Source organism: Cohnella sp. AR92, assembly GCF_003990975.1.
Classification (GTDB): domain Bacteria; phylum Bacillota; class Bacilli; order Paenibacillales; family Paenibacillaceae; genus Cohnella.
Map to the genome: position 1 here is coordinate 234,772 of NZ_RZJR01000005.1, position 26,455 is coordinate 261,226.

The window sequence follows — 26,455 nt, forward strand, 5'->3', positions numbered from 1 at the left end:
TCTGGGATATGCATGGCTTGACGCAGGCTGGCATAAGCTTACGAACGAGAACTGGGTCGGAAGCCATGCGGGAAGGGGAGCGTGGGATGAAAGCCGTTATCTGTACCAAGTACGGACCGCCGGAGGTTCTTCAACTAAGGGAAATACCGAAGCCTGCGCCGAAGAAAGACGAGGTCTGCATTCGAATTTGCGCTACGGCCGTAACGGCAAGCGATATCGTCATTCGAAGCTCTCGCCTGCCGCTTCGATTCTGGCTGCCTATGCGCCTGGCTCTTGGCCTAACCAAGCCGCGAAAGCCCGTCATCGGCATGGTGCTGGCCGGAGTCGTCGAGTCCATCGGGCAAGGCATCACGCGTTTTCAAGTCGGGGATCCGGTCTATGGGGTTACCGGATTCGGGCTTGGCGCCTATGCCGAGTACACCTGCATGAAGGAGACGGACTCGATGTATGGATGCCTGGCGCATAAGCCGAGGCAGATCGGGTATGAAGAAGCGACGGCAGCCGCCTATGGCGGGCTGCTCGCGCTTCAGCGCATAGAAGAGGGCAACCTCCAGCCCGGGCACAAGGTGGTCATCTACGGGGCGTCGGGAACGAGCGGCACGATTGCCGTGCAGCTGGCCAAAGCTCGCGGCGCCGAAGTTACCGCGATATGCAGCACGCGTCACCTGGCCTTCGTTGAATCGCTTGGAGCCGACCGGGTAATCGACTATATGGATGAGAATGCCTCTCCTACGGCCGAACGGTATGATCTCATGCTGGATACGGCCGGAAAGGCCAAATCCTCGAAATTGAAAGAGGCCTGCCGGAAGGCGCTCCGCGGTAACGGCAAATTCATCTCCATCGATGACGGTAAGCTGGAGCTGAGCTCCCGCCGCCTGAACGCCATCGCTGAGCTCATCGATGCGGGCAAGATCAAACCGATCGTCGACCGCGTCTATCCGCTCGAACGCATCGCGGAGGCGCATGCTTACGTGGAGTCGGGACATAAGCGCGGAGGAGTGGCCGTGACGATCGAGATGGGATCATGACGCCGCCGAGATAGTCCGGTTACCTAGCATGTGATAGCAAAGGGTTGTGATAGACTGCTTCCAGCAGCTGTCACAACCCTTTTTTTAACCCTATCTAATTAACTCCAAAGCACGTATTGAAAGTATTTTTCTGGAATTACGCAACCGGAATCGTACTTGAAACATCTTACATAGGGGAAGGAGGAAGCTTTCTGGATATCGTTATGGGCTTGAGAGAGAAAGACGAAGCTGCGCTTCGAGCGTTAATGGAGCGGTACGGCAACCAATTAATGCGTACGGCTTACCTGCTGGTCAAAGATAAACAGGCTGCGGAAGAAGCCGTCATGGATACGTTCATCCAAGCTTACCGCAAGATCGGCCAACTCCGGGATCCCGACCGTCTTGAGAGCTGGCTCCTGCGAATCGTCGTGAACCGATGCCGGATGAGAATGCGGACCTGGAGCTGGAGCCGAATACTGCCTTTTCCTCGAGTAGAGCAATGGATCGTGGAGGAAGAGCCGGGGCCGGAGGAACTCTTGATCGACGCATGGCGCAACGAGAAGCTAAGCGAGGCGCTGCTGAAGCTTGATTACAACTATCGCGAGGCCCTCGTTCTTTACTATTACAACGGACTAACCGTGGCCGAGATCGCGGAACAAACAAGCAGCAACGAGAACACGGTGAAAGCCAGGCTCAAGAGAGGCAGAGCGAAGTTAAAACGGATGCTGGAGAAACAGGAGGATGGGAATGAGACCGGAGCAAGAATTTATTAGAAAAAAGCTGGATGAGGAGCTCGGCGACCTGCATTTTCTCAAGAGCGCGGAAGTGCTGGAGCGGACCCATCCCCGTTCCTGGCGGGCGAAGCTGCGGGCGATATGGAATTACGAGCTCGAACTGCCGCTTATTCCGATAAGCGCCAGCTTGGCCGTGCTGTTGGCGATCCTATTCGTCGTTCCGTTTAAAGGGGATGTGTACAAGGGAGAACGGAGAGGCGATTCTCCGCATGCCGATAGACAGCTCGTGGAAGCAGGAGGCAATACCTACTGGAAGGACGATTACGAGAAGGCGGTGGAGGACGTTGAGATTAAAGATCAAAGTTAAGCACCTCTTCGCGATTGCCGTCGCCTTGTGCGCGTCCGTCCTTTTTCTTCAGGCATTCGTCATGCCCAGAATCGAGATTGCGATGGCCAAGAAGCATTTCGAGCAAGGGACGCCAGACGGCAAAGAGGAACTGATTCGGGTTCTGGACGCTTCGTCCGGGAACGATAAATGGGCGCTCATCCGGGATTACATGATCGAGAACGGCTCGGACTTGAGCTTGATAAGATTCGACGTCATCGCGGGAGACGGTACGTACCAATCGTCCACTACAACATCGTTTCCGAATGCGCCCCGCTGGACCGGAGAAGAGAAAATCAAGTACTTGGAGGCTTATATCGAAGGCGGTCCGATCGATGGCTATTACGTTAGAGCGGCGAAGCAGCTGGCCTACGAATATGTTACCCGAAGCCGGACCGAGGACGCGGTCCGCGTGTTGGAGCGGACGGAACAGAAGCTTCCGGGCCATGTCGAGGACCAGGGAAGAGAGCTAAAACTGGCCCGCGCGAGAATCTATGCCGATGCCGGCCAATTAGACGCGGCGGAACGCCTGCTGACGGAATTGAGCGGAACGCCGCAGCCGAGAAACACATATCTCAACGGCAATATCGCGGCGCTCCAAGCCCGGATTACGGCTCAGCGCCAGGAGTCGGCTTCAAGCGTATCCGGAGCCGTTACGAGAAGCGACGGCACGCCCATGGCGGGCATCGGGGTGTACTTGCGAAGCAGCCGGGATGTCTACCATAGCCTGATCGAAAGCGAGCCTTACCAGACACTGACCGATTCGGAAGGGAAGTTTGCGTTCAAAGGCGTCGCTCCCGGAAGCTACGCGCTCTACATCGGCCTGAACTTCGAGCAGATCGACGGTTGGACGCTGCCGGCAAGCCATGACGAGGAGTGGATCGACCTTCGGGGAGGAGAGCATCTGACCCGGAACATGACCTTGCAGAGGCTGATCCAATTGCGTTCCCCCGTGGACCAGCAGGTCATTACCGGCAAGACGGTCACATTCGAGTGGGAGCCGGTCGAAGGAGCCGCTTATTACACCTTAAACGGGACTTTTCCCATCGAGAACGGAACCGTGGGGCACACCATCAAGGATCATATCCGGAGCCATTCCATCGAACTGCCCATCGAGACGCTCTACAGCGTTGTAAGCGGCTATTCGTATAAGAAATTCGGCGACAAGCAAATTCCGGATCCCTCCAACCTGCTCGGATACGCCGATCCGTCCAGCCGGTTCTCCTGGAGCGTGGAAGCCCGCGATGCCGACGGGAAATTATTGACGCGGAGCGACGGTTACCGGCTCAACGAGCAGACGATGGGTCCTCTTCCTTTCTTCTACTTGAAGGAGCACACGCTTACCGAACCCGACCGGCTGCTGCTGGAAGGCCGCACGGATGAAGCCTTGCAAGAGTACAAAGCGAATTATGAACGAAACGGGCAAGACTCCCATAGTCTTCGGATGATCGTCAAACTTCTGGAGATTAGCGCCTTTATCGATAAGAGGCCGCTGGACGCGGCTTCCTTGCCATACCTCGTGAAGCTGGCGAACACCGATCCGACGGGAAACGCGTTGCCTTCCTTGATCAGCTACTATGGAAGCATCGGAGAGTGGGCCCAAGCCGACCGATACTACGGCATGCTGAACGAAGCCCGGCAAGGAAAAGTGGAGAGTTACCCTCAGGCCCAATACGGCAGGCTGCTGCTGAAGCAAGGAAGAGTTCGCGAGGGCGAGGAGCAGCTTCGGCAAGCGCAGGCGAACGATCCCTCGAATCGATTTATCGGCGATTATATCGCAAGCGTCATTTATTTGTCCGCGGCCTTGGATAAGGCCGAAGAGCTCGCGCTTTTGTATCCGGAACGCTCTTATTATGATTCGAGCAACCCGGATTGGAGCAAGCTTGTTCGCGGTTTGAAGGAAGAAAGCGAGGATTCGAATGACAAGACCTACTTTGATGCGCTTAAAGAAGCGCTGCTAGTGTGCTTCAGCGAAGATAAGAAGCGAATAGAGGACTGGATGTCGGAGGCGAAATTCCCGGCTATGAAGGCATTCATCTCGGCCGTGTCCGATGTGGATTGAGCCTTGCCTCTTACCCTTCGAGAGTTTCCGATTCTTCCTATCCCGAACCGGAGCCCCTTCCCTATAATGAACTCAATTCCTGTTGGAAGGATTAAATCATAATCCGGGAGGCGTTCATATGGGTAAGAAGCTTGTGGTATTAGGCTGCGGGAATGTCGGCAGCGACGTGGCCCGGTATTTGGCTGCGGAGGGCGCGGCAGAAGAGATCTTGGTAGCGGATTATAACTTGGATGCAGCCGAGGCGCTTGCCAAGGAGATCGGCGCGAAGGCGGTTAAGTTCAATGCAACGGATCCCGAGAGCGTGCGGGAGACGATCAGCGGCGCCGATGTCGTGTTCAACGGCGTAGGCCCTTTCCACCGCTTCGCTCTGCCGATTATCGAGCAAGCGATTGCCGCAGGGGTCCATTACGTGGATATCAATGACGATTTCGACGTCGCCATGGCGCTGGTGAGCACGGATAAGTACGATCAAGCGGCCAAGGAGGCGGGAGTCACCGTCTTATTCGGAGCAGGGTCTACTCCGGGTCTTACCAACATCCTGGCAAGATGGGGAGCGGACCAGTTGGATAAGGCGGAGGCTGTTCATGTCTCCTGGGGATGCTCGTTTGCTCCCGCCATGTCATCGGCTGTCATCGATCATTTGTTCCACTGCCTGACCGGTGACGTTCCCCAGTTTATCGATGGCAAGCATGTCGATATTCCGGCTTGGAGCGGAGAGCGGATCATCGAGCTTCAGCCTCCGTTCGGAACCTATACGTATTCCTTCTCCGGGCACGCGGAATCCGTTACGCTGCCGAAGTATCTGCCGGGCTTGCGCCATGCGACCACTAGGTCCACCTTCTTCCAGGAGGAAGGCAACGAGCTCTATAAGAAGCTCATTGCGCTTGGCTTGGCCGATACCGAGGTCATTCCGAAGCTCGGCATCTCGCCGCGCACCTTCCTGGCGCATTACATGAGCACGCCGGCAGCCGCCGAGGCATTGGCCGTCGATTACGGCACGGACACGCTCGGAGCGGTGTTCCGCGTAGACGTCGAAGGCGAGCTCAACGGCTGCCGAACTCAAATCATCTATGAGATTCATATTGTGGATTTCGGCAAGGATCCCACTTCGACGTGCGCAGCCAACGCCGTTCTGGATATTCTGTCGGGCAAGGTCACGCAGGCGGGAGTCTATGCGCCGGAGGCCATTATCGACCCAGAGCCATTCGTTACGAAGGTCATGAGCAAGCTCGGGGCAAATCTGCATCGCAAAATGGTTCAGCTCGACACCATTAAAGCTTAATCACGGACGAGAGTCCTCTTAGGAGAAAAGGTTGGTTTCGGAGTCGCCGCCGGCGAGGAAGAAAACCAGCCTTTTTGGCATTCTCGCCCCTTTTTCCAGCCTCTTAGCCCCTTAGCTCTGTGTTATTGGTGAGATTAACTAACATGAGAACTCCGTATTTACGGGGGTGTTCCGAATTATCCTATTTCCAACCTCAAAAAGTCCTTATAATACGTAAATAAATATGACATAATTGACAAACGGGGAGAGAATAGCCATGGAGTCCTTAAAAAGAACGTTGAGCTTCCGGGATCTGATCGTGTTCGGCCTCATTGCAATGAATCCGATGGCAAGCTTGTCGATGTACGGTTTATCGGCTTTCCGATCGGAGGGCAATCCCATCCTGTCGTATATTATCGCCTTTGTAGCGGTGCTGTTCACGGCGATGTCGTTCGGCAAGATGGCGGGTCTGTTCCCTTCTTCGGGCTCCAGCTACACCTTCGCGTCCAAAGGGATCCATCCGACAGCCGGCTTCTATGCGGGGTGGACGATGCTTCTGGACTATGTGCTGATTCCGGGAGGATGCTTGCTGGGCGCTTCTCTTTACCTGCATGTCCTCATTCCGGCCGTGCCGTTATGGGCCTGGATTCTTCTCGTGAACGTAATCGTGCTGCTGGCCAATTACTTCGGAGTGCAGGTAGCAGCGAAGTTCAATACGATCATGACGGTTTATCTGCTGTTCGCTATCGCCGCTTTCTTGGGGGCCGCAATCTATTACATCGTCACGAATGAAGCGTTAATCTTGTTCGACACGAAGGCCGTTTACAATTCGGATACCTTCGGCGTCGCCCCCGTCATTAGCGGAGCCGCACTGGCGATCATGTGTTATTTCGGATTTGACGCGATGACGACATTGTCCGAGGAGACTAACACGCCCCCTAAGAAAATCGGCAAAGCCATTCTGATCGCCATTTCGCTTCTGACCGTTCTGTTCCTTGCGACGACCTACGTATCCTCTCTCGTCATTCCGGATTATACCTCGATCTCGGATCCCGAGACGGCCATCTCCGATGTCATTCTGACCGTAGGCGGCCAAGCGCTGCAGCTGATCATTTTGGTCGGCATGATCGTATCGTACGTCGGCCTCTCCGTCGCGGTTCAATCGTCCGCAAGCCGTCTTCTGTATGCCAAAGGCAGAGACAACATTCTTCCCCGCAAGTTCTTCGGCTATCTCCATCCGAAGACCAAAACGCCTACCCGCTCGATTCTGCTGTTAAGCTTGACGTCGATTCTGCTGCCGCTATCGTCCAACTTGCTGCTGTTGACGGAATTGTCTTCCTTCGGCGGTCTGTGCGGTTTCGTCCTGGTCAATCTGGCGGTAATCGTACATGCGGTCAAGAGCAAGCAGCGCTCGGGCTGGCTTCGCCATTATCTGTTGCCCAGCTTGGGATTCATCGTTACGTTGTACATCTTGTTCGGATTGAGCGATCTCGCGAAAATCGTAGGGTTCGGCTGGATTATCGTCGGAACGGTTGTCTACTTGGCTTCGAGAAAATTTGGCGGCGTTCGGGAGCATCATCCCATGGAGCCTGCGGCTCTTGCCGATTGAACGGTCTGCAGGGACTAAAAGGACATCATTAAGTCAACGGTGGGGGAATGTCTATGAATTCACGCGGCAATAAGAGTTTATATAAACCCCGTCAGCCCGATTTCGAGCAGAAATATTGTACCCAAAGCTATGTCGTAGGCGAGGACGACCTCTTGTACGGCAAAATATTGGAGATCTATCAGTATAAGGCCGACAAGCTCGAAGATACGGTGACCGTGCTGCCGGACGGCTGCTTCGAGATGGTGTTCTATTTCTTCGCCGATCATATCGAGTCGCATCTGGTCATCGGTCAATCCGAGATCGAGTATGTCCCTATAAAGGAGTGCATGTCCGGGTTCGGCATACGCTTTATCCCGGGATGGTTGGGGCACGTGCATAACGCGCCCTTAACCAGAACGGTCGATATCAGGGAGAATCTCAAATATATCAGCTGTTCGGAAGTCTTTAAGGATTTCGATCGGTTCTATCGCGAGATCGTGTCGACCGGATCGTTCGAGAGAAGGATTGAGGCTTGCAGAAGTTATTTTGGAACAACGGAGAGGCTGGAGGATAGCCCTTCCGAACTGGCAAGGCAAGCCTGTTTGTACTTGATGAATCGGAACGGCAACTCCAGCGTCGGCGAGCTGGAACGTTATCTCGGCTATAGCTCCCGATACATTCGGAAGATCTTCGACGAATACGTTGGATTCTCGCCGAAGACCTTAAATGAAATCATCCGGTTCCAGTACTCTTTCTACCATTACTATACGAATCCCGGCAGATCGTTAAGCGATCTGGCGTGCGAGTTCGGATACTACGATCTCTCCCATATGAATCGGTCGTATCTGAAGCTGGCTAAGCAGCTGCCCAAGCATTTATACCGGAAGGTGTTCTTAGAAAGAACCGTTTAGGTCCGGCAACTGCGGATCACGTCTAGCGCGGAAGACGCCGTTGCGATTGCCGATAGGCCTTCGTCGTCATGCCCTCCCACTGTCATTACGCCAATGGCTGTCGAGATCATCTCGACAGCCTTCTTTCTTTTTATGAGGCAGTCGAAGACTAGGACGCCGATGGTGGTCGCCTTCACTGTGGATTCGCCTAACGACTCGGGCTTGCCTGTTCGTTATCTGGATCGAATTCTGCTAATTAGCCAATGAACGAATGACTGTTTTTTACTATTGCTTTTCATACCGAAATCACATATGATTGCCTCATTATTGATAACCGTTATCATTCTTCGTTGGAGTGAAATCCTATGACTTTGCTGGAAACCTCGTATGGGGCTAAGGTTACCGTGGTGAATGTAGACATGGTTCATGATCTGGTAAGACGGCGTCTTGCCGATCTTGGCGTTTCGAGAGGCTCGGTTATCTCGCTGCGCAAAACCATGCCCTTCGGAGGTCCATGTACGATAGAAATAAAGGGGCAATGGATTGCGATTCGCCGCAAGGATGCAGGCCGGATCGTGGTGGAAGCCGTATGCTGACGGTTGCGTTAGCCGGGAATCCCAATACCGGCAAGACCTCGCTCTTTAATATGTTGACCGATTCCTACGAATATGTAGGCAATTGGGCCGGCGTTACGATCGAGAAAAAGGTTGGCGTTCTGAGCAATAAAAGAGGACAGCTGGTCGACCTTCCCGGCATCTACTCCCTCAGTCCGTTGTCGCGGGACGAAGCGGTGACGACGCTTTACCTATTAGAAGAAACGCCTTCCTTGCTGTTGAACGTCATCGACGCTTCTCAGATGGAGAGAAACCTCCACTTAACGATTCAACTGCTGGAATACGGTAGACCGGTCGTCTTGGCGCTAAACATGGTAGACGTGGCCAAGAATCGCGGACTCGACATCGATGCCCGGCAGTTGTCGCAGCAGATCGGCATTCCGGTTCTGCCTGTCATTGCCCGCTCGGGGCAGGGGTGCGATGCGCTAATGCAATCCGCGGTAGATCGCGGCGGCAGCGAGTCGGAATTCAGCCCTCGTCGGTTCGATTATGGACCGGTGCTCGAGCAGGCCATCTCCAAGTTGGAAGCGAAGCTTCCCGCGGAGCTGGAGCCCAAACGATGGCTTGCGCTGCAATTGCTCGAAGGCAATATTCCGGTGCTTCAGAAGCTGCGCCAGCATGTCGATCCCCTGTGGCTGCAAGCCTTCTACGATGAGACGGAAGCTCTTGTCCGAGAGCATTCCGGCGGGAAAAGGCTGTCCGAGTACATTCGAGACAAACGTATCGCTCTCATCGATAGCTGGCTGCAGAACTCCGTTCGGGAGACCAAGTCTTCTAGCGTTACCCTGTCGGAGCGCATCGATGCGATTGTCATGAACAGATTCCTCGGCATCCCGGTATTTCTGGCTTTCATGTATTTTACATTCAAGCTTACCTTCGATTGGTTCGGAACGCCGGTATCCGACAAGCTGGACGCGCTGCTCAATGGAGCTATCCGAGACGGCGTGGAGTCTTTGTTGAATAGCGCCGGTGCCGTACCTTTCATCAAGGACGTCATTCTGGACGGAATCATCGCAGGAGTTGGCGGCGTTCTCGTCTTCGTTCCGCAGATCTTTATGCTGTTCCTCCTTATCTCGTTTATCGAGGATTCGGGGTATATGGCGCGTATCGCGACCGTTATGGACCGATTGCTGGAAGGCGTCGGGCTGAACGGCAAAGCCTTTATCCCGATGATCATCGGCTTCGGCTGCAACGTTCCGGGCATTATGGCCGCGCGAACGATCGAACAGCCCAAAGAGCGGCTTCTTACCATTCTGCTGACGCCATTGATGTCCTGTTCGGCCCGATTATCCGTCTACAGCCTATTCGTAGGAACATTCTTTAAATCGCATCAAGCGCTAATCGTACTTTCCCTCTATATTCTTGGCGTCGTGGTTGCGCTTCTTCTGGCGAAGCTCTTCTCCTACACTCTGGCCAAAGAAGAAGAATCGATGTTTATCGTCGAGATGCCGCCCTACCGGGTGCCGCAATGGCGGACGCTTATTCGCAGCACTTGGGAGAAGGGCAAAGGATTCGTGCGCAAAGCGGGGACGTTCATATTCGGAGGTTCCGTCATCATCTGGCTGCTCGGCCACTCCGGAACCCAGGGCTGGGACGTTCCTATGAACGAAAGCTTCCTTCAGGCGATCGGTTCCTTGCTGGCTCACTTGATGGAGCCTCTGGGCTTCGGCAACTGGCAGGCGGGCTCGGCGCTCCTTACGGGATTCCTAGCCAAAGAAGTGGTCGTGTCGACGATGGGGATTATATACGCCGCGCCGACCGACGCAGGTCTTGAAGGGGCGATCACGCAATTCTTCACCCCGCTTCAGGCTTACAGCTTCATGGTATTCATTCTCTTGTACGTGCCTTGTCTCGCAACGGTCGGCGTGATTCGCAACGAGACGAGATCCGCCAAGTGGACTTGGTTCTCTATCGGATATGCATTGATTGTCGCTTATATCCTATCGTTCCTTATTTACCGCGGGGGACTTCTGCTAGGCTTCCATTGACATCCGATAGGGGGAGTATCCATGATCTTCAGCATTATTGTCGGCATTGCTATCTTCGGTTATGCCGGTTGGACCTTATCTCGTTATTATCGCAAGACGCGGCAGGGCAAATGCGCCGCTTGCTCCCTTCAACCCTCATGCCAATCGGCCTGCTCCGATATGACGGGGCAACAGGCGCATAAGTAAAAGAAAAAGGCTGGAAGGCTCGGTTAACCGGGCCCTTCCAGCCTTCTTCGTTACTGCAGGGAGATCTCGAATTTAGAGCCGGCGTCTCCGACGAAGACAACGGAGCCGTTAGCGGGAAGTTCAACCTTGTTCTGGTCGCCGCTGATTACACTAAAGTAGACGCATAATCCCTGCTCGTTGTAGACGGCGAAGGAGCCGTTAACTGGCGTCTTCACCTTTACGGTCTTGCCCGCATCCTTGTCGCTTACCGTATACCATTTGGCATAACCGCTCGATGGGATCGTAGCCGCCGACTTCTTGGCGACGTACAGGGGCTTCAAGAAGTCCTCGCCGACAAAGATGCTTCCTGCCGCATCCAAGTATTCGATCCCATCCTGAGTATAGAAGGTATAATTGACGATATCCCTGCCGGAGAGCCCCGGAACCTGCACTCCGGAGGCAGCCGTATTCGAGCCCGTGATCGACTTATCCAATACATACCCGGGCAATTGCTTGGACAGGCTCAACTGCAAAGTCGGTCCCAGCAGGTAAGCCAGCGAGGTATCCTTCTCATTAAGCGCATAGTACTTCTTGCCGTCGCGCAGCTTCCAAGCCGCTGCGGTCTCTGCCGGCAGATCTCGGGGCTGGAGCTTCTCCGCGGAATACAGAGACAAAGCCGTCTGCCCCAGACCCGGCAGCGAAGCGTACTGGCGCGTCCACAAGTAGGTGCGGCCGTTCTCCTCCGTCACGAAGCTGATCTTCGTCTTCCCGTCCGCGCTCAGGAACGTACCGTCCGCCGAGTACTCGTATTTCTCGGCCGGATAATCCGGCGCTTGCTCCGTAGACAAGGACAGTTCTCCGAGTTTGCTAATCTCGACCTTCATCGTTTGGTTGCTTGCCCCATAGATTCCCGCATATTGCAGCACGGACTCCGGCATATCCGCCTTGACCGGCTTGCCATACGACTTCTCCGGCTTGAATTCGGCAATCTTCCCTTTCTCCTTCAGCGCATGAAGCAGCATCTCGTTCGCCAGAAGCTGGTCGACCGTGCTCGAGCCTCCGGAAGAGACGACGGCGACCGCCATATCCTGCTCCGGAAGCACGACGAGCGAGGAGTGATACAGAATCGTATCCCCGCCTTTGGTCAGCGCCTGGATGCCGTATTCGCCGAACGGATACAGATCGACGCTGTCCCAGCCCAGGCCGTACCCGATCGAATTGTCCGCTTCGCCGGGCCACAACGGCGTCTTGTACTCCTTCTGCTCCATGGCATCAGCCGATTTGGCGGATAAGATTCCTTCTGCCTGCCCCGTGAACAGTTGCGAGAATCGAACCAAATCTTCCGCAGTGGAATAGATTCCTCCCGTTCCGATGACGTTGCCCGTCTCGTTCGGAAGCTGTCCTTGGTAAGCGGGGTAATAGATCCCCGCCATCCCCGACGCGTTGGGCGAATCCTGCGGAGTCTTCGTATCGGACATTCCAAGCGGTTCCGTCATGTATTTATGAATATAGCCGGTAAAATCCATGCCGCTGACTCTCTCTACCAGAATCTCGGCGAGCGTGAATCCGTCATTGCAATAAACCGAATAAGCGCCCGGGTCGGCCTTCAACGTCTGGTTGGCCAGCTGCTTCAGCAGCGTATCGTGAGCGTAAGAATCGTTGTCTTCGAATAGGAAAGCGTTCGTAAGCGACGAGCCGTTCAGGCCGGAGGAGTGATTGAGCAGCATGCGCGGCGTAATCTTCTTGTAGCGTTCGTCCTTCATCGTGAACTCGGGGATATAGTTCACGACCGGCGCGTCCAGGTCGACCTTCCCCTGATCGACCAGCTGCATGACGGCAGCCGTCGTGAACATCTTGCTGGTCGAGCCGATGCCGTACATCGTATCCGCCGTGAGCGGCTTCTGCCCCTTCTCGTCGTTTATGCCGGAATGGCCGGAGACGACGATCTCCCCATGATCGATAAGAGCGTACTGCACGCTGTACGTGCCGTAGGATTTCGTGAGGAGCTCGGCCTTCTCCGCCGAAGCCTTCCGGGTCTCCTCGTAGGCGGCCGAGCCTCCGTCCGAAGCCGTTGCCATCGCTGCCGTCGGCGCGAGCATCGTCAGAGCAAGCGTCGCCGCCGGAATCCATAATCTTGTTCTCATTGGAACCTCCTTGGCATTATGGGCATTCTATTCATTCCTTAATAGAATACGTAATGCTATGGAAGCGGTCTCCTATTTTCATCTTTCTTTAGGGAATATTTAGGCTTCCTGAGAACTGCGAATAAAAAAAAACGGCCCGCCGTGGACCGGTTCTACTCTTCCCCGCTACACTCGTCACGCCCGATTCAGGCGCTCGAGCAATTCCGCGTCTAGCTTTATAGAAAGCGCTCCGAGATTCTCCTCCAGTTGCGCCAGATCGCTAACCGCGACCAAGGGAAGAACCCTCGGTACGTTCTGAAGCATCCAGGCCAGTACAACCTGGTTCGGCGTTGCTCCTATTTCTCTGGCTGCTTGCCTGATGGTCTGCAATCGAACCCATTGCTCCTCGCTACGGTAAGCCTCTGGGATTTCGGCATCTTCTCTTCCATATAATCCACCGAGCAGCGGCGAGAATGCGAGCATGGTAAAATCATCATTTTTTTTACAATACTCGAGCAGGTCATCATCCGCGCTCACCTGAATTCCGAAATCCGCATCGATTCCAGGCCGCAAATACGTATAGCGCTGCTGGATGCAGCTATAGGATGCCAAGCCTCTTGCGGCACTAATCTCTTTAGCCTCAAGGAGCCGAGAGAAGCGATAATTGCTGCACCCCAGCGCCCTTACTTTGCCCTGTTTGATAAGCCGGTCAAAGGCTTCTAGGGTTTCCTCAAGCGGAGTATCGGTATCGTCGATATGCGCGTATAGCAAATCTACATAATCGGTTCCAAGACGAAGCAAGCTTTCATCGACCGCTTTCTCAATCGCTTGACGGCTCAAGCCTTCGATTTGATCGAAGCCGCCGCCCGGAATCGTCGGTTTCGCGCCAACCTTGGTGGCTACAATAAGCTCGCTTCTATTCTTGCTTACTCTCATCCATTCGCCGAGCAGAGACTCGCTCTCGCCGCCGATGCAGCCCTCGTTCCAGAAAGCATAGTTGTTGGCGGTATCCAAGAAGTTCCCTCCGGCTTCCTTATAACGATCCAGCAGCCGGAATGATGTCCTCTTATCCGTCCGGGATCCGAAGTTAAGGCATCCTAATGAAAAATCGCTTACCCGGAGTCCTGTCGCTCCTAATGAATGTCGCTGCATTTTCTACCCCCCTCTTTCTTGATTTTCTCCGTTGACTTCGGCTTCCCAGGAGCGGTAGTAGTCGATCTTGTCCCGAAGCAGGTCCAGAGTCTGCTGAATCGTTTGAGCCTGTTCCAGCAGCATCCGTTCATGATTCTCCAGCAGCGCCCTGCGTTGAGAGATGCCTGCATCGCCTAACCGCATCATCGCGGCGAATTGCTGCATCTGCGCGATCGGCATGCCCGTGTTCCGAAGCCTGGCGAGCAGCACGATCCATTCAAAATCGTTCTTCCGATAAAGCCGATGCCCGTTCTTGGCTCTGGGGATTGGATCCATGAGTCCGATCCGCTCGTAATAACGCAGCGTATGCGCGCTAAGGCCGGTTCTCTCGGCCGCCTGCTGAACGGTCAGCTCTTGCGCTTGGTCTTTCATTGCTCTCCCCTCCCCTACGAATTCATTCTATAAGTTTGAGCGCGCTCTAAGTCAACAAGACGCTCTTACATCGATTGATCCATTCGCGCGCTGCCTCTCCGTTTCATTTTGTTCCAGCCTACCGGGGAACCTCTGACCGCCGCGAAGATCGACTTGAGGATGACGTACGTCATTAGCTGGCGATACACGATCCGTTGCAAGAAGAGCCATAGGAGCGGCTTTGGATTCTCCTTCTCGAGCCGGAACGCGTAATAAGCGACGGATAGATCCAAGAGGAAGAACGCGAGATAGAAGGCCGTCGCGATCCGGGATCCGCCCGAGAACAAGGAGAACACGAACAAGAGATCAATGAGCGGAGACAGCACCGAATACACATACTGGAACAGCCACATGTTGGGCATTCCGATGAACCCGAGCGCCGGATGCTTCGGATTGAACATCGCTCCCCGATGCTTCCATAAGCATTGCAGAGTGCCGTACGTCCACCGGTAACGCTGCTTCGCGAAGCTCTGCACGTCCTCCGGAGCTTCGGTATAGGCAAGGGCCCGTTCCTCATAATGGATCTTGTACCCGCTTCGGAGCAGCGATAACGTCAGGTCGGCGTCTTCGGCCAGCGTGTCTTCGCTGTAGTACCCGGCGTCTTCGACGGCGGATTTGCGCCATGCGCCGATGGCTCCCGGAACGACCGCTATGCAATTCAGCTTGTCGAATGCCCTGCGTTCCAAGTTGAATCCCGTCACATACTCAATATGCTGCCAGATCGTAAGCAGATTGCCCGTGTTGCCGATCTTCACGTTCCCGGATACCGCGGCGACGCGCTCGTCTTGGAAGCGGCAGACCAAACGCGTAATCGAGTCGCTCGCGATCAAAGTATCGGCATCGAAGGCAATCACGATCTCCCCGTTCGCTTGCCGGTATCCGGTATTCACCGCGGAAGCCTTGCCCCCGTTGGGCTTCGTGATCAATCGCACGTCCGAACGCTCTCCGAACCGCTCCAGCACCGCTCTCGCCGTCTCGTCCGTCGAGCCGTCGTCCACGACGATCACTTCGTAATTCGGATAATCGCTTAAGAGAATGGATTCGATCGTGTTGCAGATGACCTTCTGCTCGTTGTAGGCGGCGATCACCACGCTGACCGGCGGGGCGTAATCGGCGTTGACTCTCCCGGAAGACCGATCACGCTTATGCCGCAAGGACAGCCAGAACAGCATCGCCACCCTAAGCATGCCGATCGCGATGGCTGCATAGAAGAGGTCCCTTAAGCCCAGGTTCCATCCCTTAAGCCATTGGAAGACGGCCCGGTCATACTGCAAGAGAGGCAAATCTGCATCGGAGACCGGCGGCATCGTCTCCGCGCGGGTTTTGCCGATCAACGCGCTAAGCGTCGTAAACGAATACCCTTGCCGTTGGAGCTGTTCGATGATTCGCGGCAGCGCCTCGACGGTCTGCGACCGGTCTCCGCCCGCATCATGAAGGAGGATGACGTTGCCTTCGTGCAACCGGGACATGACGCGATCGACGATGGCATCCGTCGACGGCCTCTGCCAATCTTCGGGGTCGATCAGCTCGCCGGCCATCGTGTAGCCCATCTGCTGCGCCCGCAGGATCGGAAGCAGCTCGGACGGCGTCGAAGGTTCTGCGTCCGCCACGTAGGGAGGTCGGAAGAACGTCGCGGAATGGCCCGTTATCTCTTGGATCAGGCGCTGCGTCGCGTTCAATTCCAGACGGGTTCTCGTCGGCGAGATGGCGGCCACGTCGGGATGAGTGAACGTATGGTTGCCCAGCTCGTGGCCTTCCTTATAAATCCGCTTGATCAGTCCGGGATACGCCTCGGCGTTCTCCCCGACGACGAAGAACGAGGCCTTGATCTTGTATTTGTTCAGAATATCGAGAATCTCCGGCGTATAGCGCCCGCTCGGTCCATCGTCGAATGTAAGCGCGACTTGCTTGCTCTTGATCTTACCGTATCGTTCGACCTCGAAGGGCGTAGGAATCGACTCGTAAGTCTCGTTGTCGATATAGCCGTCCTCATCCGTCTCTACCGATCGCTTGCCTTCGTTCGACGTGGATGCAATACGCAGGATTTCCCCCTCTCCGCTGTAATGCACGGGAGAAGGATTATACAGTACCGATAAGTCGCTTGCGGACGGAGATGGCTTGCCCAGCAAGCTCCATATCCCCGGGTCTTCGGACCCCAGACGCCATAACGCCACGCCCCGAAACCCGTTCTCTTGAACGATTTTCAGCTGATTATAGAAGGTCGCGGCATCCAGGAACCAGACGATATGGGAATCCTCGCCGTCTTGGTAACGAATATAGGGATTGTCGCCTTCATCGTCCCAATAGACCGGCAGCTTCGATTGCTCGGCCAGCTCCATGAGATCCCCGAAGGTTAGATTATCCGCCGGCTGCTTGCTGTTCGCGATCCAATCGTACCCGTAGTTGCCCATGCTCACGACCATCTTGCCCGGGGGAATGTCGAGTTGATTAAGCGATTGCTCGAACCAATTGCTGGAGGCGATCGGACCCGGGTCGCCGGTCTCGGAGTGCTCGTCGTACATCATCACGATAAGGCGATCGGCGACTTGCGCCAACGCGCCGTAGTCGAACGCATCATCGTCCGCGGGCACATCCTGGGTCACCTGCAGTCCGTCTGCATGGAACGCCTGGGTAAGCGATTGAACGAATGCCGTAAGCAAGTCTTGGTCGTCCGGCTCGACAGCTTCGAAGTCGAGATTGATGCCGCTCTCGCCGTACTTGGTTACAAGGGCGTGGAGGCTGCGGATAAGCTCCTGCTGCTTCTCGGGCGATTGCAGCAGACGGTGGACGGCTTCCTCGTCCCAATGATCATCCGTATAGTTGCTGATCAACGGCTGAACGGCCAGATTCCGGCGGTCCGCCAGCTTCAGCACGTCTGGGTCGGTCTCGTCGCTGATCGTCAGATCGGAGTTCATATGAAGCCATTCGGGAAGAAGAGTCGTCAGCTCCCTGCTGTATTGAAGCAACGACTGCTTGCTGTTCTCGTCCCAATTCACGTAGAAGCCGTAGACTTCTTGTTTGCCCGGACTCGACGAAGCGCTCAATCGGTCAAGATGATGCCGACGGTATCCCACCTGAAAGGTAGGATGCTTCTGGTCTTCGTCTTTTAACTGCTGGATCAACTCGTTCTCGCTCAATTGCTTCTCCATGGAGCTGTGCGGGGAATGAGGCTGCTTGAGTCCCAGATCCGGCAGCAGCGGAACGGAATCGAGGCTCGCGCAGAAGACGGCCACGATGGCAAGAGCGACTCCAATGGTCAGGACGCCGAGACGGCGGAGGAGAACCCACCTTCTTCCGAACTCGTCCTTGAACACATAATTTTTGCTTTGGACTCTGCGTTTGCGCGGGAGATTAAAGAGAAGCATGAAGAAGGGAAAAGCCAGGGTAGCGAGCAGAAGGCCGCTGATGACGCTGCCGGCCCAATACGATCCGCTCCCCGTCGTCCATAAGGCGGCGTTGCGTATCGTCAAGTCGGGTACGGCGGCCAGATAGGCATCGTGCGCGGCCAACCGATGGCCAAGGGAGAACGTAAGCAAGTGCAGATAGGGAAGGAGGAAAGTTACCGATAGGCCGAGGACAAGAGCCGGCAGGCTCATGCGAAGCATGATCGAGAGCGCCAACAATAGGGCGAACCGAAAGCCGGCGATCGGCAGCATGCCGACGAACAGGCCGATCGAGCCGGCCGTCGCTCCGCGAAGCTTACCAAAGGGGGCGAATAGAGATAAGGCCAATCTGTCCGCAAGCCGGTTTATCATGAGGCACGCCCCTGCATAGATAATAGAAAGGTCTGCGAATTCAATATAGCATATCTTTCCAGCAGGTCTCAAATGGGCATGAATCTATTGATTGACCCATATCCGAAGGGGACCCAAAGATGCCCATCCCGATTGAATAGCCGCCCTTAGATCTGTACCTTGTTCATATCCTACCACCGGGATTCCCGGAAATTCCTGAGAGACGACCTGAGGAATATCCGACCACAATCCAACAAGATCGCCGTTTGAGAAAACATTGGATATCCCTACGACGCCGGCGCCCAAAGCTGCTATAAAACCGCCCACGACACCCTTTTTCTCGCATATGTAGATGTTAACGTCTCGATGTTCCAAGAGACTGGATTTAATCACGTTGCCTGAACCATGGGCGAGAGTCCAATCGGATAAATCGCCGTCTGTTCGAACCTGGCTCCATCCGGGTGGAATGGACTTCAAATCAGCCAAAGGCGCATGATAGATCCATTCGGCTTCGAATAGGATCCCTAATCCAAGACTCGACAAGTCAAGATTAGCAAAGCTATCCTTCACGGATGCCGTTTCCTTGTTACTAAGCATCTCCGCTATCTCTTCTACCGTTGCATTGTTGCTTGATGTAATGATATCGGGGTAATAGGCCGGCGCTTTCGACGTTGTCCGCCACGCACTTCCCGTCGATCTCCCAACAATACCGTGCGTTTCACAGACGATCTCACACCAACGGATATTATTAAATACAGCCGCAGCAACCTTCTCCACGATTGAAGTTCCTCCTATTCTAGAGCACGCTCGATTCGCTTATCCGGCACGAACCAGATCACGGCAACAAGCACGAAGAAGAAGCCGGATAGCCAGTGGCTCACGAATGCGGTCAAGGCAGCGACTAAATAGAGCAACGGAGAGATTTTCCCCTTCCAGTCCTTGCCCATCCCTTGAACAAAAGAGGACTCGTTGGAATGCTGGCTAAGAATCCCGCGTTGAAGCAACCAGTACGAGAAGGCCGCAAGCAGCAGGATAATGCCGTACAGCGCCATTGGCACGGCTGCAAAATGGCTCTCTCCCATCCAAGCCGTCGTGAACGGCACAAGGGAAAGCCAGAACAGAAGAAGCAAGTTGAGCCACATCAAACGCCCGTTCATCGCGCGAACCATATGCAGGAGATGGTGATGATTGTTCCAGTAGATGCCGATGTAGACGAAACTGAATATGTAACTAAGGATCTTAGGGCCAAGCGCGCTTAGCGCGTGCCAGTTATGGTCGTCCGGTACTTTAAACTCCAGAACCATGATCGTAATGATAATCGCCAGTACGCCATCGCTGAAGGCTTCCATCCGGTTTGCTCTCAGAGCGCTTCACCTTTTTCCCGCTTCGCGTTTTTTTATCCTATTATACCATTTCTTTATTATGGTTATTTCATGCTATAATTTCCTCAATTTTCTAATTTGGAGAGGGACTGAGCCATTATGGATCAGAAAATAAGAGAGGCAATAGTCAAGGGAGAAACTTCGCTCGGCATCGAATTCGGATCTACTCGGATCAAAGCCGTCTTGATCGATCGCCAGTTCGAAACCATCGGTTCCAGCAGCTATGAGTGGGAGAATCAGTTGATCGACGGTTATTGGACCTACGATCTCGAAGAGATGGTTAACGGGATGCAAGAAACTTATCGCCAATTGAAGCAGGAGATCGAGAGAAAGTATGGCGTCACCTTGCAGAGAATCGGATCCATCGGATGTTCGGCCATGATGCAGGGCTATATTGCTCTAGACCGCGCAGGTAAGCCGTTGGTTCCATTCCGTACATGGCGCAATGCCACAACGGGTGAAGCCGCGTCGGAGCTGACGGAGAAATTCCGGTATAAAATCCCCCAACGCTGGAGCATCGCCCATTTGTATCAAGCGATTCTGAACGATGAAGAGCATGTCGCTTACATCGATTATATGACGACCTTATCGGGTTACATTCATTGGCTGTTGACGGGCAGCAAGGCTCTTGGCATAGGAGATGCCTCCGGCATGTTCCCGATCGATCCCACTGCGCGGCAATATAACGAAGATATGATAAAGAAGTTTGGCGGTTTAATCGCAGGCAAAGCCTACCCTTGGAGTCTGGAAGATATCTTGCCTAAAGTTCAAGCTGCAGGCGAACAAGCTGGATATCTCACAGAAGCCGGTGCCCGACTGTTGGATCCATCAGGCAGCCTGCAAGCAGGCATTCCGCTTTGTCCTCCGGAAGGCGATGCCGGAACGGGCATGGTCGCAACGAATAGCGTAGAGAAGCGTACCGGCAACATCTCCGTAGGCACGTCGATTTTTGCGATGTTTGTCATGGAGCAAGATTTGTCCGCGGTGTACCCCGAGATTGACATCGTGTCTACGCCTGACGGCAGCCCTGTCGCCATGGTTCTCGCTAATAACTGCTCCAGCGATATCAATGCATGGCTCGGCTTATTCCGCGAATTTTATGAAGCAATGGGGCATAAGCCCGATAGGAACCAGTTATTCAGTATCCTGTTCAACAAAGCGCTGGAAGCAGACGCCGATGGCGGCGGCTTGCTCAGCTACGGCTACTATTCAGGCGAGAATATTACGGGGCTTGCTAAGGGTCGTCCGCTCTTCGTTCGCTCTCCGGAAAGCCGCTTTAATCTGGCTAACTTCATGAGGGTACATCTGTTTACCGCGTTTGCGGCGCTTAGGCTCGGGATGGATATCTTGACACAGAAGGAGCAGGTAACGATTGATCGTATTCTGGCGCATGGCGGCTTGTTCAAGACGCCGCTCGTCGGTCAAAAAATGTGCGCCGCGGCATTGAATGTTCCTGTCTCGGTCCTCTCTACGGCAGGCGAGGGCGGCCCATGGGGGATGGCCATTCTGGCATCCTATATGCTTAATAAGGAGCAGCACGAGGGGTTGGCCGATTATCTCGCCGCCAAAGTGTTCCATGAGGCGCAAGGGCAGGAGGTTTACCCCGAAAGCGCGGATGTGAATGGCTTTGCTTTGTTTATGGAGCGTTATACGGAGGGGCTAGCAATCGAGCAAGCAGCGGTCGATCATCTTGTGGAGAACGGGAAAACAAGAGAGGGCAGCGTGACAATATCCCAAAAGGCGGAATGGTAGTGGAGCAAAGATTATTACGGCCGTTACACGAAGGGCCGTGGTTGCGCACCATTAGGGTGAGCATCACGGCCTTCCATCTGAGCTGAACGAGAAAGTGCTTTAACCCAAGAAAGCGATAGAACGTTTTACCTTTTGGGCGAAGGCAATAGGATTATCGATCGACTCCCAGTGAATATACATAAGACGCGGATTCTTGAACAACCAGTGATTGTGGAGGGCCGTTACCTTGACCCCATTTTTACGAAGGTTCGATACCAATCCATTAATCGACGACCCCCCGCCCAGTTACCTCCCCGTTGTCCATTCGAACATCCGGCTATCCAGTCCTTCTTGAGGCACTCCTTCCCCTTGCCAGAAATATTGCGGATAAAAATGCTCTTCCAGCTCTATAGCAAAAGTCGAATCCCGGATTGGCTTATCCTTATCATTATTCTCGCCTGCTTCTATAAGAAGCACCGAGGTCTTGCTATCCGGGTCGCTTAGCTTTCGATGATAATACGGTCCAGCTTGAGATTAACCGGATTTGCGAGCGTATCCCCAACTGGGCATTTGTTCTCCAGGAATCGCACAAATTGTTCAACCTGATCTCTCGGCGAATCCGTCTTGATTCGGAATGTATACCGAATATCGGAATAGCCAGGACGTACCTCAGACTTATCGAAGAAGCCATCCAGGTCAATATCGCCTTCTACCTCTACGAAGAAGTCCTTAAGGTTCACGCCGAACTTAGGTGCATACACTCTGGCCACGATAGACTGACAGGCCCCCAACGAGGCCAGCAAAGCTTCGACCGGATTCATACCGGTATCGGTGCCGCCCAAGCTCTTAGGCTCGTCGATGACAAACCCAAAGTTCCGGGAGGATACCTTCACTTGAACTCCGTCTTGCAAATGCGCAGATGCTTTAAAGGTTTGGAGACTGGCCATTTTAAAAGCCTCCTTCTGATGGGTTCGTTGATATCCAATGATATAAATCATACTTTTCCGCTATGATTATATTAAATTGAAAGCGAAATACTGTCAACCCTTAAATTGCCAAATTACCATCTCTGGAAACGGAGGATAGGTTCCATTATTCGGAAGCCGAAGTGATCTCGCTCTCGGCCAGCGAGAACCATGTCGTCGACGTGCATAGACCAGGACAATGACCTCCGCCACATAAAAAATACAGAGCGACGGAGGATTCCTCCACGCTCTGTATTTAAGGCCAATATCGCTCCGACTGTCGGATGCCGCGCTTTTTACGCCTGCTGGTTAACCAATACCTTTTCTTCGGAAGGGAGGCTTTCATTCCAAACCTCTTCCACGATTCGGACTACGTTGCCGGAAGGATCGGCAAGGATCGCCTGCATCCGTTCCCGCTCGTCCTCCCGCACCTCCACGACTTGTTCTCCGCCGTCTCTCAACGCCTGCACCATTCCGTTAAAATCATCCACCGCCAACGAAACCCCGTACTGCTCCTCTTGCAGCTCGGCCTCGATTCTCAATCGCTTCCCATCCTTGATCTCGACCAGCATGATCGTCTGACCGGAAGGGAGTCTATGGAATTCATATTGCCCCGGCTTTTCCAGAACAGTTCCGAAGTACTTGATATACCAATCGCTAGACGACTTTAAATCCGCGACCGGGATATAGACGGTGTCGATGCCGTCGGGGGAAGCGTTCTCGAATCCGATAAATCCGCCCCACAGATTTAGCCTATTGCCGTCGGGATCGTAAGCCTTGAAGTTATAGCCGCACTCATCTAGGCATTCACCCGCATCCCACCCGCTTGCCGCGAGTCGATGATGCCTTCCGCGTACGTCGGCCGTCTTGATCGTACAGGGGAACATCTCATACCCTTCCTTGTTATAAAAGTTCATATTCGCATGCCGACTTGTGCGCACCAGCTGAATCCACTGACCTCTACCGACCATGATTCGTGCCTGTTGGTTGTCGGCTCCATGATGCACTTGGGTAAATCCAAGCCTCCCATACCACTCGACAGCCTGTTCGAGCTTGCTTACCGGCAAGCTTAGCATTTCAATACGGACATGCATGGATACTCCCCCTCTATTGGATGTTATTACGTATAATAAACGTCGTTACGCAGCCGAATCTTACAGCTCATTACGATTGTTCCGTGCTAATTCTGAATAAATTGCCGTTAGGGTCGCTTAGTAAGAAAACAATGCGGTTGTCGCGCAGGGAAATTCGTTGAACCCGAATCCCTTCCCCTAAGAGGTCGATATACGCCTGGCGGATCCGCTTCGGGCTGCGCTGCCGGAACGCATGCAGAAGCTGCTCGAACAAGGCGCCCTGTTGGAATCTATCGGATTTTTGTTTGCGGTTGGATGATTCGATCGATTCCTCGGTCGAAGCCCATTTCTCTAATGTTTTTCTCGCTCGATGCAGAGTGACGAGGATCGCATTCTCCGTACCGGCAATGAACCCCGTCACTTCCTTGGCCGTATAATCGAACACATCCATCAAGAGCAGCACCACGACTTGCTTGGCAGGCAGCCGTTCGACCAGAAGCTCCAGCAATTCGCGCGTGTCATACCGCTGCGAATATTCCGGGACATCGCGGGCGTCATCGATCGGCTGTTCCGAGACCCGCTTCTTACGCTGCCTGTCCACCCACAAATGATGAGCGATTCGAAAGATGAACGCATTGGAGATGGCCGTATCCGGATTTTCCCGTTTGAGCCTCACCAGTCGAATCAGGGTCTCCTGGGCCAAATCCTCGGCATCCCATTCCGAACCGGCAATACGCTGGCAATACCGGATCGTTTTCTTGCGAAGCTCGTCCAAATCGTCTTCCGACATCCAACATCGCTGCTTCCCTCAATTAATTCCAAATCTGTATGATAGAATTCGACGATAAAAGATCGGATTCCTCTAACCCTCCGATGCGATCTAGTCGATTTGCTTATTGCGTACCGTGTAGAAGGAAAATGTAGAAAATTGTAGAATATATGGTCGTGTGATACATTTTTAGCCTATACCTATTTGCTAAGGAGACATGCAATGAAAATCCATGGAATCGAGAATATGGATAGAAGCAGCCTTGAACGCGAGTTGCAGCAAGGCGGGAAATTCGTGATCTACACATATTGCTTTTCTATCTTAGTAATGACGTTTAAGCGCGGTTCAAACATCTACTTTATTAGATATAACGAGAGTTCCGTCGCTAAAGGGTTACCGTTCACGCTTCTTAGCGCTGTTCTAGGATGGTGGGGAATTCCGTGGGGACCGATCTATACAATCGGAGCATTGGTAAGCAATCTACGAGGAGGAAAAGATGTCACAAAAGAAGTAGTGGCTTCGTTTGCTGGTGAGGTAGCTTAGTATTTTATAGGCAAGGGCGGGATGACTTGGTCGCATTCAAACTGAACGATCAGGTTACCTATCGCAAAAATCCCCCTTCTACTCTGGATCGGAAGTTCACCTATGTGAGCTGACCCGATCCTTTTTATGTTTGTGGATAAAATTTGGAAAAAATGCAACATTGTCATAAGCCGAATCGTCTATTATGCCGCAAACAAGAAACACAATAGAAATACTTCTGTAATATTATTGTAACATTAATCAATTTTATGGGGGCGTTCCAGATGAGAAGAAGGATGAGCTTGCTGTTCGTACTCTTGCTTGGGGTTCTAGTCGCAGGCTGCAGTGCCAATAACGATAACGAATCATCGGACGATTGGGCTCCGGATGCGCCGTCCGCGGTAGAGTCGAAAGCGGAAGACCCGATAGCAATGGCCCCTCAACCCTCCGTCCCTTCGGATATGTTCTTCCAGGATTACGGGACGAACCCCTATGTTTCTACAGAAGAAGATAAGCTGTCTACGTTCGCGATGGATGTCGATACGGGCTCTTACACCTTGGCCAAAAGCTATATTCAGAACGGGAACCTGCCGCCTCAGGAAGCGATCCGTCTGGAGGAATTCATTAATTACTTCGACTTGAACGATGCGCCCCCTAAGAACGATACGTTCGCCATCCATGTCGACGCCGGCCCCTCTCCGTTCGGAACAGAGGGCACCCAGCTCGTCCGAATTGGAATCAAAGGCAAGGAGATCGGATCGGAGGAACGGAAAAGAGCGAATCTAACGTTCGTTATCGATGTGTCGGGCTCTATGAACCAAGACGACCGGATCGGATTGGTCAAGCGAAGCCTAGCGCTTCTGGTCAATCAGTTGAAGGACGATGATCGGATCGGCATTGTCGTGTACGGCTCGAAGGCCCGTACGGTTCTGGAACCTACTGCGGTCGAAGAGGAGGAGGTTATTCTGAAAGCCATCGATGAGCTTCAGATCGAAGGCTCGACGAATGCGGAAGCAGGACTGCTGTTAGGTTACAAATTGGCCAGCAAAACCTACGACAAAGAAGCGATTAACCGCGTTATCCTGTGCTCCGACGGCGTGGCCAATGTAGGCGAGACCGATTCGGAGGGCATTCTCCGCACGATCGAGGATTACGCCGGACAGAACCTTTACCTCAGCACCTTCGGCTTCGGCATGGACAATTATAACGATGTGCTCATGGAGCAATTGGCGGACAAGGGCAATGGAGCCTACGCCTATATTGACGACATCGATGAAGCGAAGAAGATTTTCCAAGAGCAGTTGACCGGGACTCTGCAAACGATTGCCAAGGACGCCAAGATCCAAGTCGAATTCGACCCCGCGCAAGTCAAGGGCTATCGTCTCCTGGGCTATGAGAACCGGGCAATCGCGGATGAGGATTTCCGCAATAACCACGTCGACGGCGGGGAAGTGGGGGCCGGCCATTCCGTAACCGCGCTATATGAGATTCAATTGAAGGACAACGCCTCCAAGCATTGGGGCACGGTTACGATTCGTTACAAAGACGTGGACAATAACAACAGATCGCGGGAGTCGGAAGCATCGATCGGTCCTTCCGGAGAGCTGTCCGACAAAACCTTGTTTATTGCCGCTGTCGCCGAATTCGCCAAGATCATGAAGGACAGCGAAGGCGTCGGGACGAGCCGGATTCAGAAGGTGCTCCAGATGGCGGAGAAGCATGCCTCCAGCGAGCAGCAAGAAGAGTTCGGCGAATTGATCAAGAGGTTCATGGAGATTAGCAAGAAATAAAATAAGGGTTTGGTGAAATACTCTTTATGGAAAATACGGGAGGTGAACGATAACGTGAGCACGAAAACCA

The 26,455-nt window shown here is 53.6% G+C and carries 22 protein-coding genes and 2 pseudogenes; 13 read left to right on the forward strand and 11 right to left on the reverse strand.

The window, feature by feature from the left end:
* The first annotated feature begins 86 nt into the window (after window positions 1-86).
* The 10 genes from ELR57_RS09875 to ELR57_RS09915 all read left to right on the forward strand — a co-directional run bounded on the left by ELR57_RS09875 (window position 87) and on the right by ELR57_RS09915 (window position 10,715).
* The gene (locus tag ELR57_RS09875) at window positions 87-1,028 is read left to right on the forward strand and encodes an NAD(P)-dependent alcohol dehydrogenase (protein WP_126958892.1); all 942 of its coding nucleotides are present in this window, start codon (window positions 87-89) and stop codon (window positions 1,026-1,028) included.
* Between the two features lie 203 nt (window positions 1,029-1,231).
* Complete coding sequence (locus ELR57_RS09880; protein WP_126958893.1) at window positions 1,232-1,780, forward strand: sigma-70 family RNA polymerase sigma factor; 549 nt, start codon at window positions 1,232-1,234, stop codon at window positions 1,778-1,780.
* Window positions 1,755-2,108, forward strand: a complete 354-nt coding sequence (locus tag ELR57_RS27845; protein WP_158629981.1) for a hypothetical protein — start codon at window positions 1,755-1,757, stop codon at window positions 2,106-2,108. The genes ELR57_RS09880 and ELR57_RS27845 overlap by 26 nt, the downstream gene beginning before the upstream one ends.
* Window positions 2,086-4,188: a carboxypeptidase regulatory-like domain-containing protein gene (locus ELR57_RS09885; RefSeq protein ID WP_158629982.1), complete on the forward strand. Its 2,103-nt coding sequence runs from the start codon at window positions 2,086-2,088 to the stop codon at window positions 4,186-4,188. Before ELR57_RS27845 ends, ELR57_RS09885 begins: the two co-directional genes overlap by 23 nt.
* A gap of 82 nt (window positions 4,189-4,270) precedes the next feature.
* The gene (locus ELR57_RS09890; RefSeq protein ID WP_370452238.1) at window positions 4,271-5,470 is read left to right on the forward strand and encodes a saccharopine dehydrogenase family protein; all 1,200 of its coding nucleotides are present in this window, start codon (window positions 4,271-4,273) and stop codon (window positions 5,468-5,470) included.
* Between the two features lie 256 nt (window positions 5,471-5,726).
* Window positions 5,727-7,058: an APC family permease gene (locus ELR57_RS09895; protein WP_126958896.1), complete on the forward strand. Its 1,332-nt coding sequence runs from the start codon at window positions 5,727-5,729 to the stop codon at window positions 7,056-7,058.
* Between the two features lie 53 nt (window positions 7,059-7,111).
* Window positions 7,112-7,948: an AraC family transcriptional regulator gene (locus ELR57_RS09900; protein WP_158629983.1), complete on the forward strand. Its 837-nt coding sequence runs from the start codon at window positions 7,112-7,114 to the stop codon at window positions 7,946-7,948.
* A 344-nt stretch (window positions 7,949-8,292) separates the two neighbouring features.
* Window positions 8,293-8,523, forward strand: coding sequence for a FeoA family protein (locus tag ELR57_RS09905; RefSeq protein WP_126958898.1), 231 nt, complete (start codon window positions 8,293-8,295; stop codon window positions 8,521-8,523).
* Complete coding sequence (gene feoB / locus ELR57_RS09910; RefSeq protein ID WP_126958899.1) at window positions 8,517-10,529, forward strand: ferrous iron transport protein B; 2,013 nt, start codon at window positions 8,517-8,519, stop codon at window positions 10,527-10,529. The genes ELR57_RS09905 and feoB overlap by 7 nt, the downstream gene beginning before the upstream one ends.
* Before the next feature lie 21 nt (window positions 10,530-10,550).
* Entirely contained in the window at window positions 10,551-10,715 is a 165-nt protein-coding gene (locus tag ELR57_RS09915; RefSeq protein WP_126958900.1) for a FeoB-associated Cys-rich membrane protein, read from the forward strand.
* A gap of 50 nt (window positions 10,716-10,765) precedes the next feature.
* On the opposite strand, the gene ELR57_RS09920 is transcribed toward ELR57_RS09915, so the two are convergent.
* The 6 genes from ELR57_RS09920 to ELR57_RS09945 form a co-directional block, all read right to left on the reverse strand.
* Entirely contained in the window at window positions 10,766-12,838 is a 2,073-nt protein-coding gene (locus ELR57_RS09920) for a serine hydrolase domain-containing protein (protein WP_126958901.1), read from the reverse strand.
* A gap of 174 nt (window positions 12,839-13,012) precedes the next feature.
* Window positions 13,013-13,969 (reverse strand): aldo/keto reductase, encoded by a 957-nt coding sequence (locus ELR57_RS09925; protein ID WP_126958902.1) that lies wholly within the window; start codon window positions 13,967-13,969, stop codon window positions 13,013-13,015.
* A gap of 3 nt (window positions 13,970-13,972) precedes the next feature.
* Window positions 13,973-14,380, reverse strand: a complete 408-nt coding sequence (locus tag ELR57_RS09930; protein WP_126958903.1) for a MerR family transcriptional regulator — start codon at window positions 14,378-14,380, stop codon at window positions 13,973-13,975.
* Between the two features lie 65 nt (window positions 14,381-14,445).
* Window positions 14,446-18,174, reverse strand: coding sequence for a DUF2062 domain-containing protein (locus tag ELR57_RS09935; protein ID WP_238162471.1), 3,729 nt, complete (start codon window positions 18,172-18,174; stop codon window positions 14,446-14,448).
* An 84-nt stretch (window positions 18,175-18,258) separates the two neighbouring features.
* The gene (locus ELR57_RS09940) at window positions 18,259-18,930 is read right to left on the reverse strand and encodes a hypothetical protein (protein ID WP_126958904.1); all 672 of its coding nucleotides are present in this window, start codon (window positions 18,928-18,930) and stop codon (window positions 18,259-18,261) included.
* 14 nt (window positions 18,931-18,944) lie between these two features.
* Window positions 18,945-19,517: a TMEM175 family protein gene (locus ELR57_RS09945; RefSeq protein WP_126958905.1), complete on the reverse strand. Its 573-nt coding sequence runs from the start codon at window positions 19,515-19,517 to the stop codon at window positions 18,945-18,947.
* Between the two features lie 117 nt (window positions 19,518-19,634).
* Here ELR57_RS09945 and ELR57_RS09950 point away from each other — a divergent pair, with 117 nt between their 5' ends.
* Window positions 19,635-21,287: a xylulokinase gene (locus ELR57_RS09950; RefSeq protein WP_126958906.1), complete on the forward strand. Its 1,653-nt coding sequence runs from the start codon at window positions 19,635-19,637 to the stop codon at window positions 21,285-21,287.
* Window positions 21,288-21,386: 99 nt separating this feature from the next.
* On the opposite strand, the pseudogene ELR57_RS09955 reads toward ELR57_RS09950, so the two are convergent.
* The 5 genes and pseudogenes from ELR57_RS09955 to ELR57_RS09975 form a co-directional block, all read right to left on the reverse strand.
* Window positions 21,387-21,551, reverse strand: a pseudogene (locus ELR57_RS09955) (DUF1259 domain-containing protein); the annotation flags it as partial.
* 24 nt (window positions 21,552-21,575) lie between these two features.
* A pseudogene (locus ELR57_RS28285) lies at window positions 21,576-21,770 on the reverse strand (GMC family oxidoreductase); the annotation flags it as partial.
* The gene (locus tag ELR57_RS09965) at window positions 21,767-22,213 is read right to left on the reverse strand and encodes an OsmC family protein (RefSeq protein WP_126958907.1); all 447 of its coding nucleotides are present in this window, start codon (window positions 22,211-22,213) and stop codon (window positions 21,767-21,769) included. The gene ELR57_RS09965 and the pseudogene ELR57_RS28285, both read right to left, overlap by 4 nt.
* 314 nt (window positions 22,214-22,527) lie before the next feature.
* Window positions 22,528-23,325 (reverse strand): VOC family protein, encoded by a 798-nt coding sequence (locus ELR57_RS09970; protein WP_126958908.1) that lies wholly within the window; start codon window positions 23,323-23,325, stop codon window positions 22,528-22,530.
* Window positions 23,326-23,395: 70 nt separating this feature from the next.
* Entirely contained in the window at window positions 23,396-24,094 is a 699-nt protein-coding gene (locus tag ELR57_RS09975) for an RNA polymerase sigma factor (RefSeq protein ID WP_126958909.1), read from the reverse strand.
* Between the two features lie 201 nt (window positions 24,095-24,295).
* Between ELR57_RS09975 and ELR57_RS09980 the strand changes: the two genes are divergently transcribed.
* Together ELR57_RS09980 and ELR57_RS09985 are read left to right on the forward strand one after the other, a co-directional pair.
* Window positions 24,296-24,616, forward strand: coding sequence for a hypothetical protein (locus ELR57_RS09980; RefSeq protein ID WP_126958910.1), 321 nt, complete (start codon window positions 24,296-24,298; stop codon window positions 24,614-24,616).
* Window positions 24,617-24,879: 263 nt separating this feature from the next.
* The gene (locus ELR57_RS09985) at window positions 24,880-26,385 is read left to right on the forward strand and encodes a vWA domain-containing protein (RefSeq protein ID WP_126958911.1); all 1,506 of its coding nucleotides are present in this window, start codon (window positions 24,880-24,882) and stop codon (window positions 26,383-26,385) included.
* Window positions 26,386-26,455 lie beyond the last annotated feature (70 nt).

Excerpts from the sequence above, each read along its gene's own strand:
- ELR57_RS09920 (WP_126958901.1), bottom strand. The coding sequence starts at position 12,838 with ATGAGAACAAGATTATGGATTCCGGCGGCGACGCTTGCTCTGACGATG.
- ELR57_RS09905 (WP_126958898.1), top strand. The coding sequence starts at position 8,293 with ATGACTTTGCTGGAAACCTCGTATGGGGCTAAGGTTACCGTGGTGAAT.
- ELR57_RS09925 (WP_126958902.1), bottom strand. The coding sequence starts at position 13,969 with ATGCAGCGACATTCATTAGGAGCGACAGGACTCCGGGTAAGCGATTTT.
- ELR57_RS27845 (WP_158629981.1), top strand. The coding sequence starts at position 1,755 with ATGAGACCGGAGCAAGAATTTATTAGAAAAAAGCTGGATGAGGAGCTC.
- ELR57_RS09980 (WP_126958910.1), top strand. The coding sequence starts at position 24,296 with ATGAAAATCCATGGAATCGAGAATATGGATAGAAGCAGCCTTGAACGC.
- ELR57_RS09880 (WP_126958893.1), top strand. The coding sequence starts at position 1,232 with ATGGGCTTGAGAGAGAAAGACGAAGCTGCGCTTCGAGCGTTAATGGAG.
- ELR57_RS09975 (WP_126958909.1), bottom strand. The coding sequence starts at position 24,094 with ATGTCGGAAGACGATTTGGACGAGCTTCGCAAGAAAACGATCCGGTAT.
- ELR57_RS09895 (WP_126958896.1), top strand. The coding sequence starts at position 5,727 with ATGGAGTCCTTAAAAAGAACGTTGAGCTTCCGGGATCTGATCGTGTTC.
- ELR57_RS09875 (WP_126958892.1), top strand. The coding sequence starts at position 87 with ATGAAAGCCGTTATCTGTACCAAGTACGGACCGCCGGAGGTTCTTCAA.
- ELR57_RS09935 (WP_238162471.1), bottom strand. The coding sequence starts at position 18,174 with ATGATAAACCGGCTTGCGGACAGATTGGCCTTATCTCTATTCGCCCCC.
- ELR57_RS09915 (WP_126958900.1), top strand. The coding sequence starts at position 10,551 with ATGATCTTCAGCATTATTGTCGGCATTGCTATCTTCGGTTATGCCGGT.
- feoB (WP_126958899.1), top strand. The coding sequence starts at position 8,517 with ATGCTGACGGTTGCGTTAGCCGGGAATCCCAATACCGGCAAGACCTCG.
- ELR57_RS09985 (WP_126958911.1), top strand. The coding sequence starts at position 24,880 with ATGAGAAGAAGGATGAGCTTGCTGTTCGTACTCTTGCTTGGGGTTCTA.
- ELR57_RS09930 (WP_126958903.1), bottom strand. The coding sequence starts at position 14,380 with ATGAAAGACCAAGCGCAAGAGCTGACCGTTCAGCAGGCGGCCGAGAGA.
- ELR57_RS09965 (WP_126958907.1), bottom strand. The coding sequence starts at position 22,213 with ATGGCCAGTCTCCAAACCTTTAAAGCATCTGCGCATTTGCAAGACGGA.
- ELR57_RS09900 (WP_158629983.1), top strand. The coding sequence starts at position 7,112 with ATGAATTCACGCGGCAATAAGAGTTTATATAAACCCCGTCAGCCCGAT.
- ELR57_RS09970 (WP_126958908.1), bottom strand. The coding sequence starts at position 23,325 with ATGCATGTCCGTATTGAAATGCTAAGCTTGCCGGTAAGCAAGCTCGAA.
- ELR57_RS09950 (WP_126958906.1), top strand. The coding sequence starts at position 19,635 with ATGGATCAGAAAATAAGAGAGGCAATAGTCAAGGGAGAAACTTCGCTC.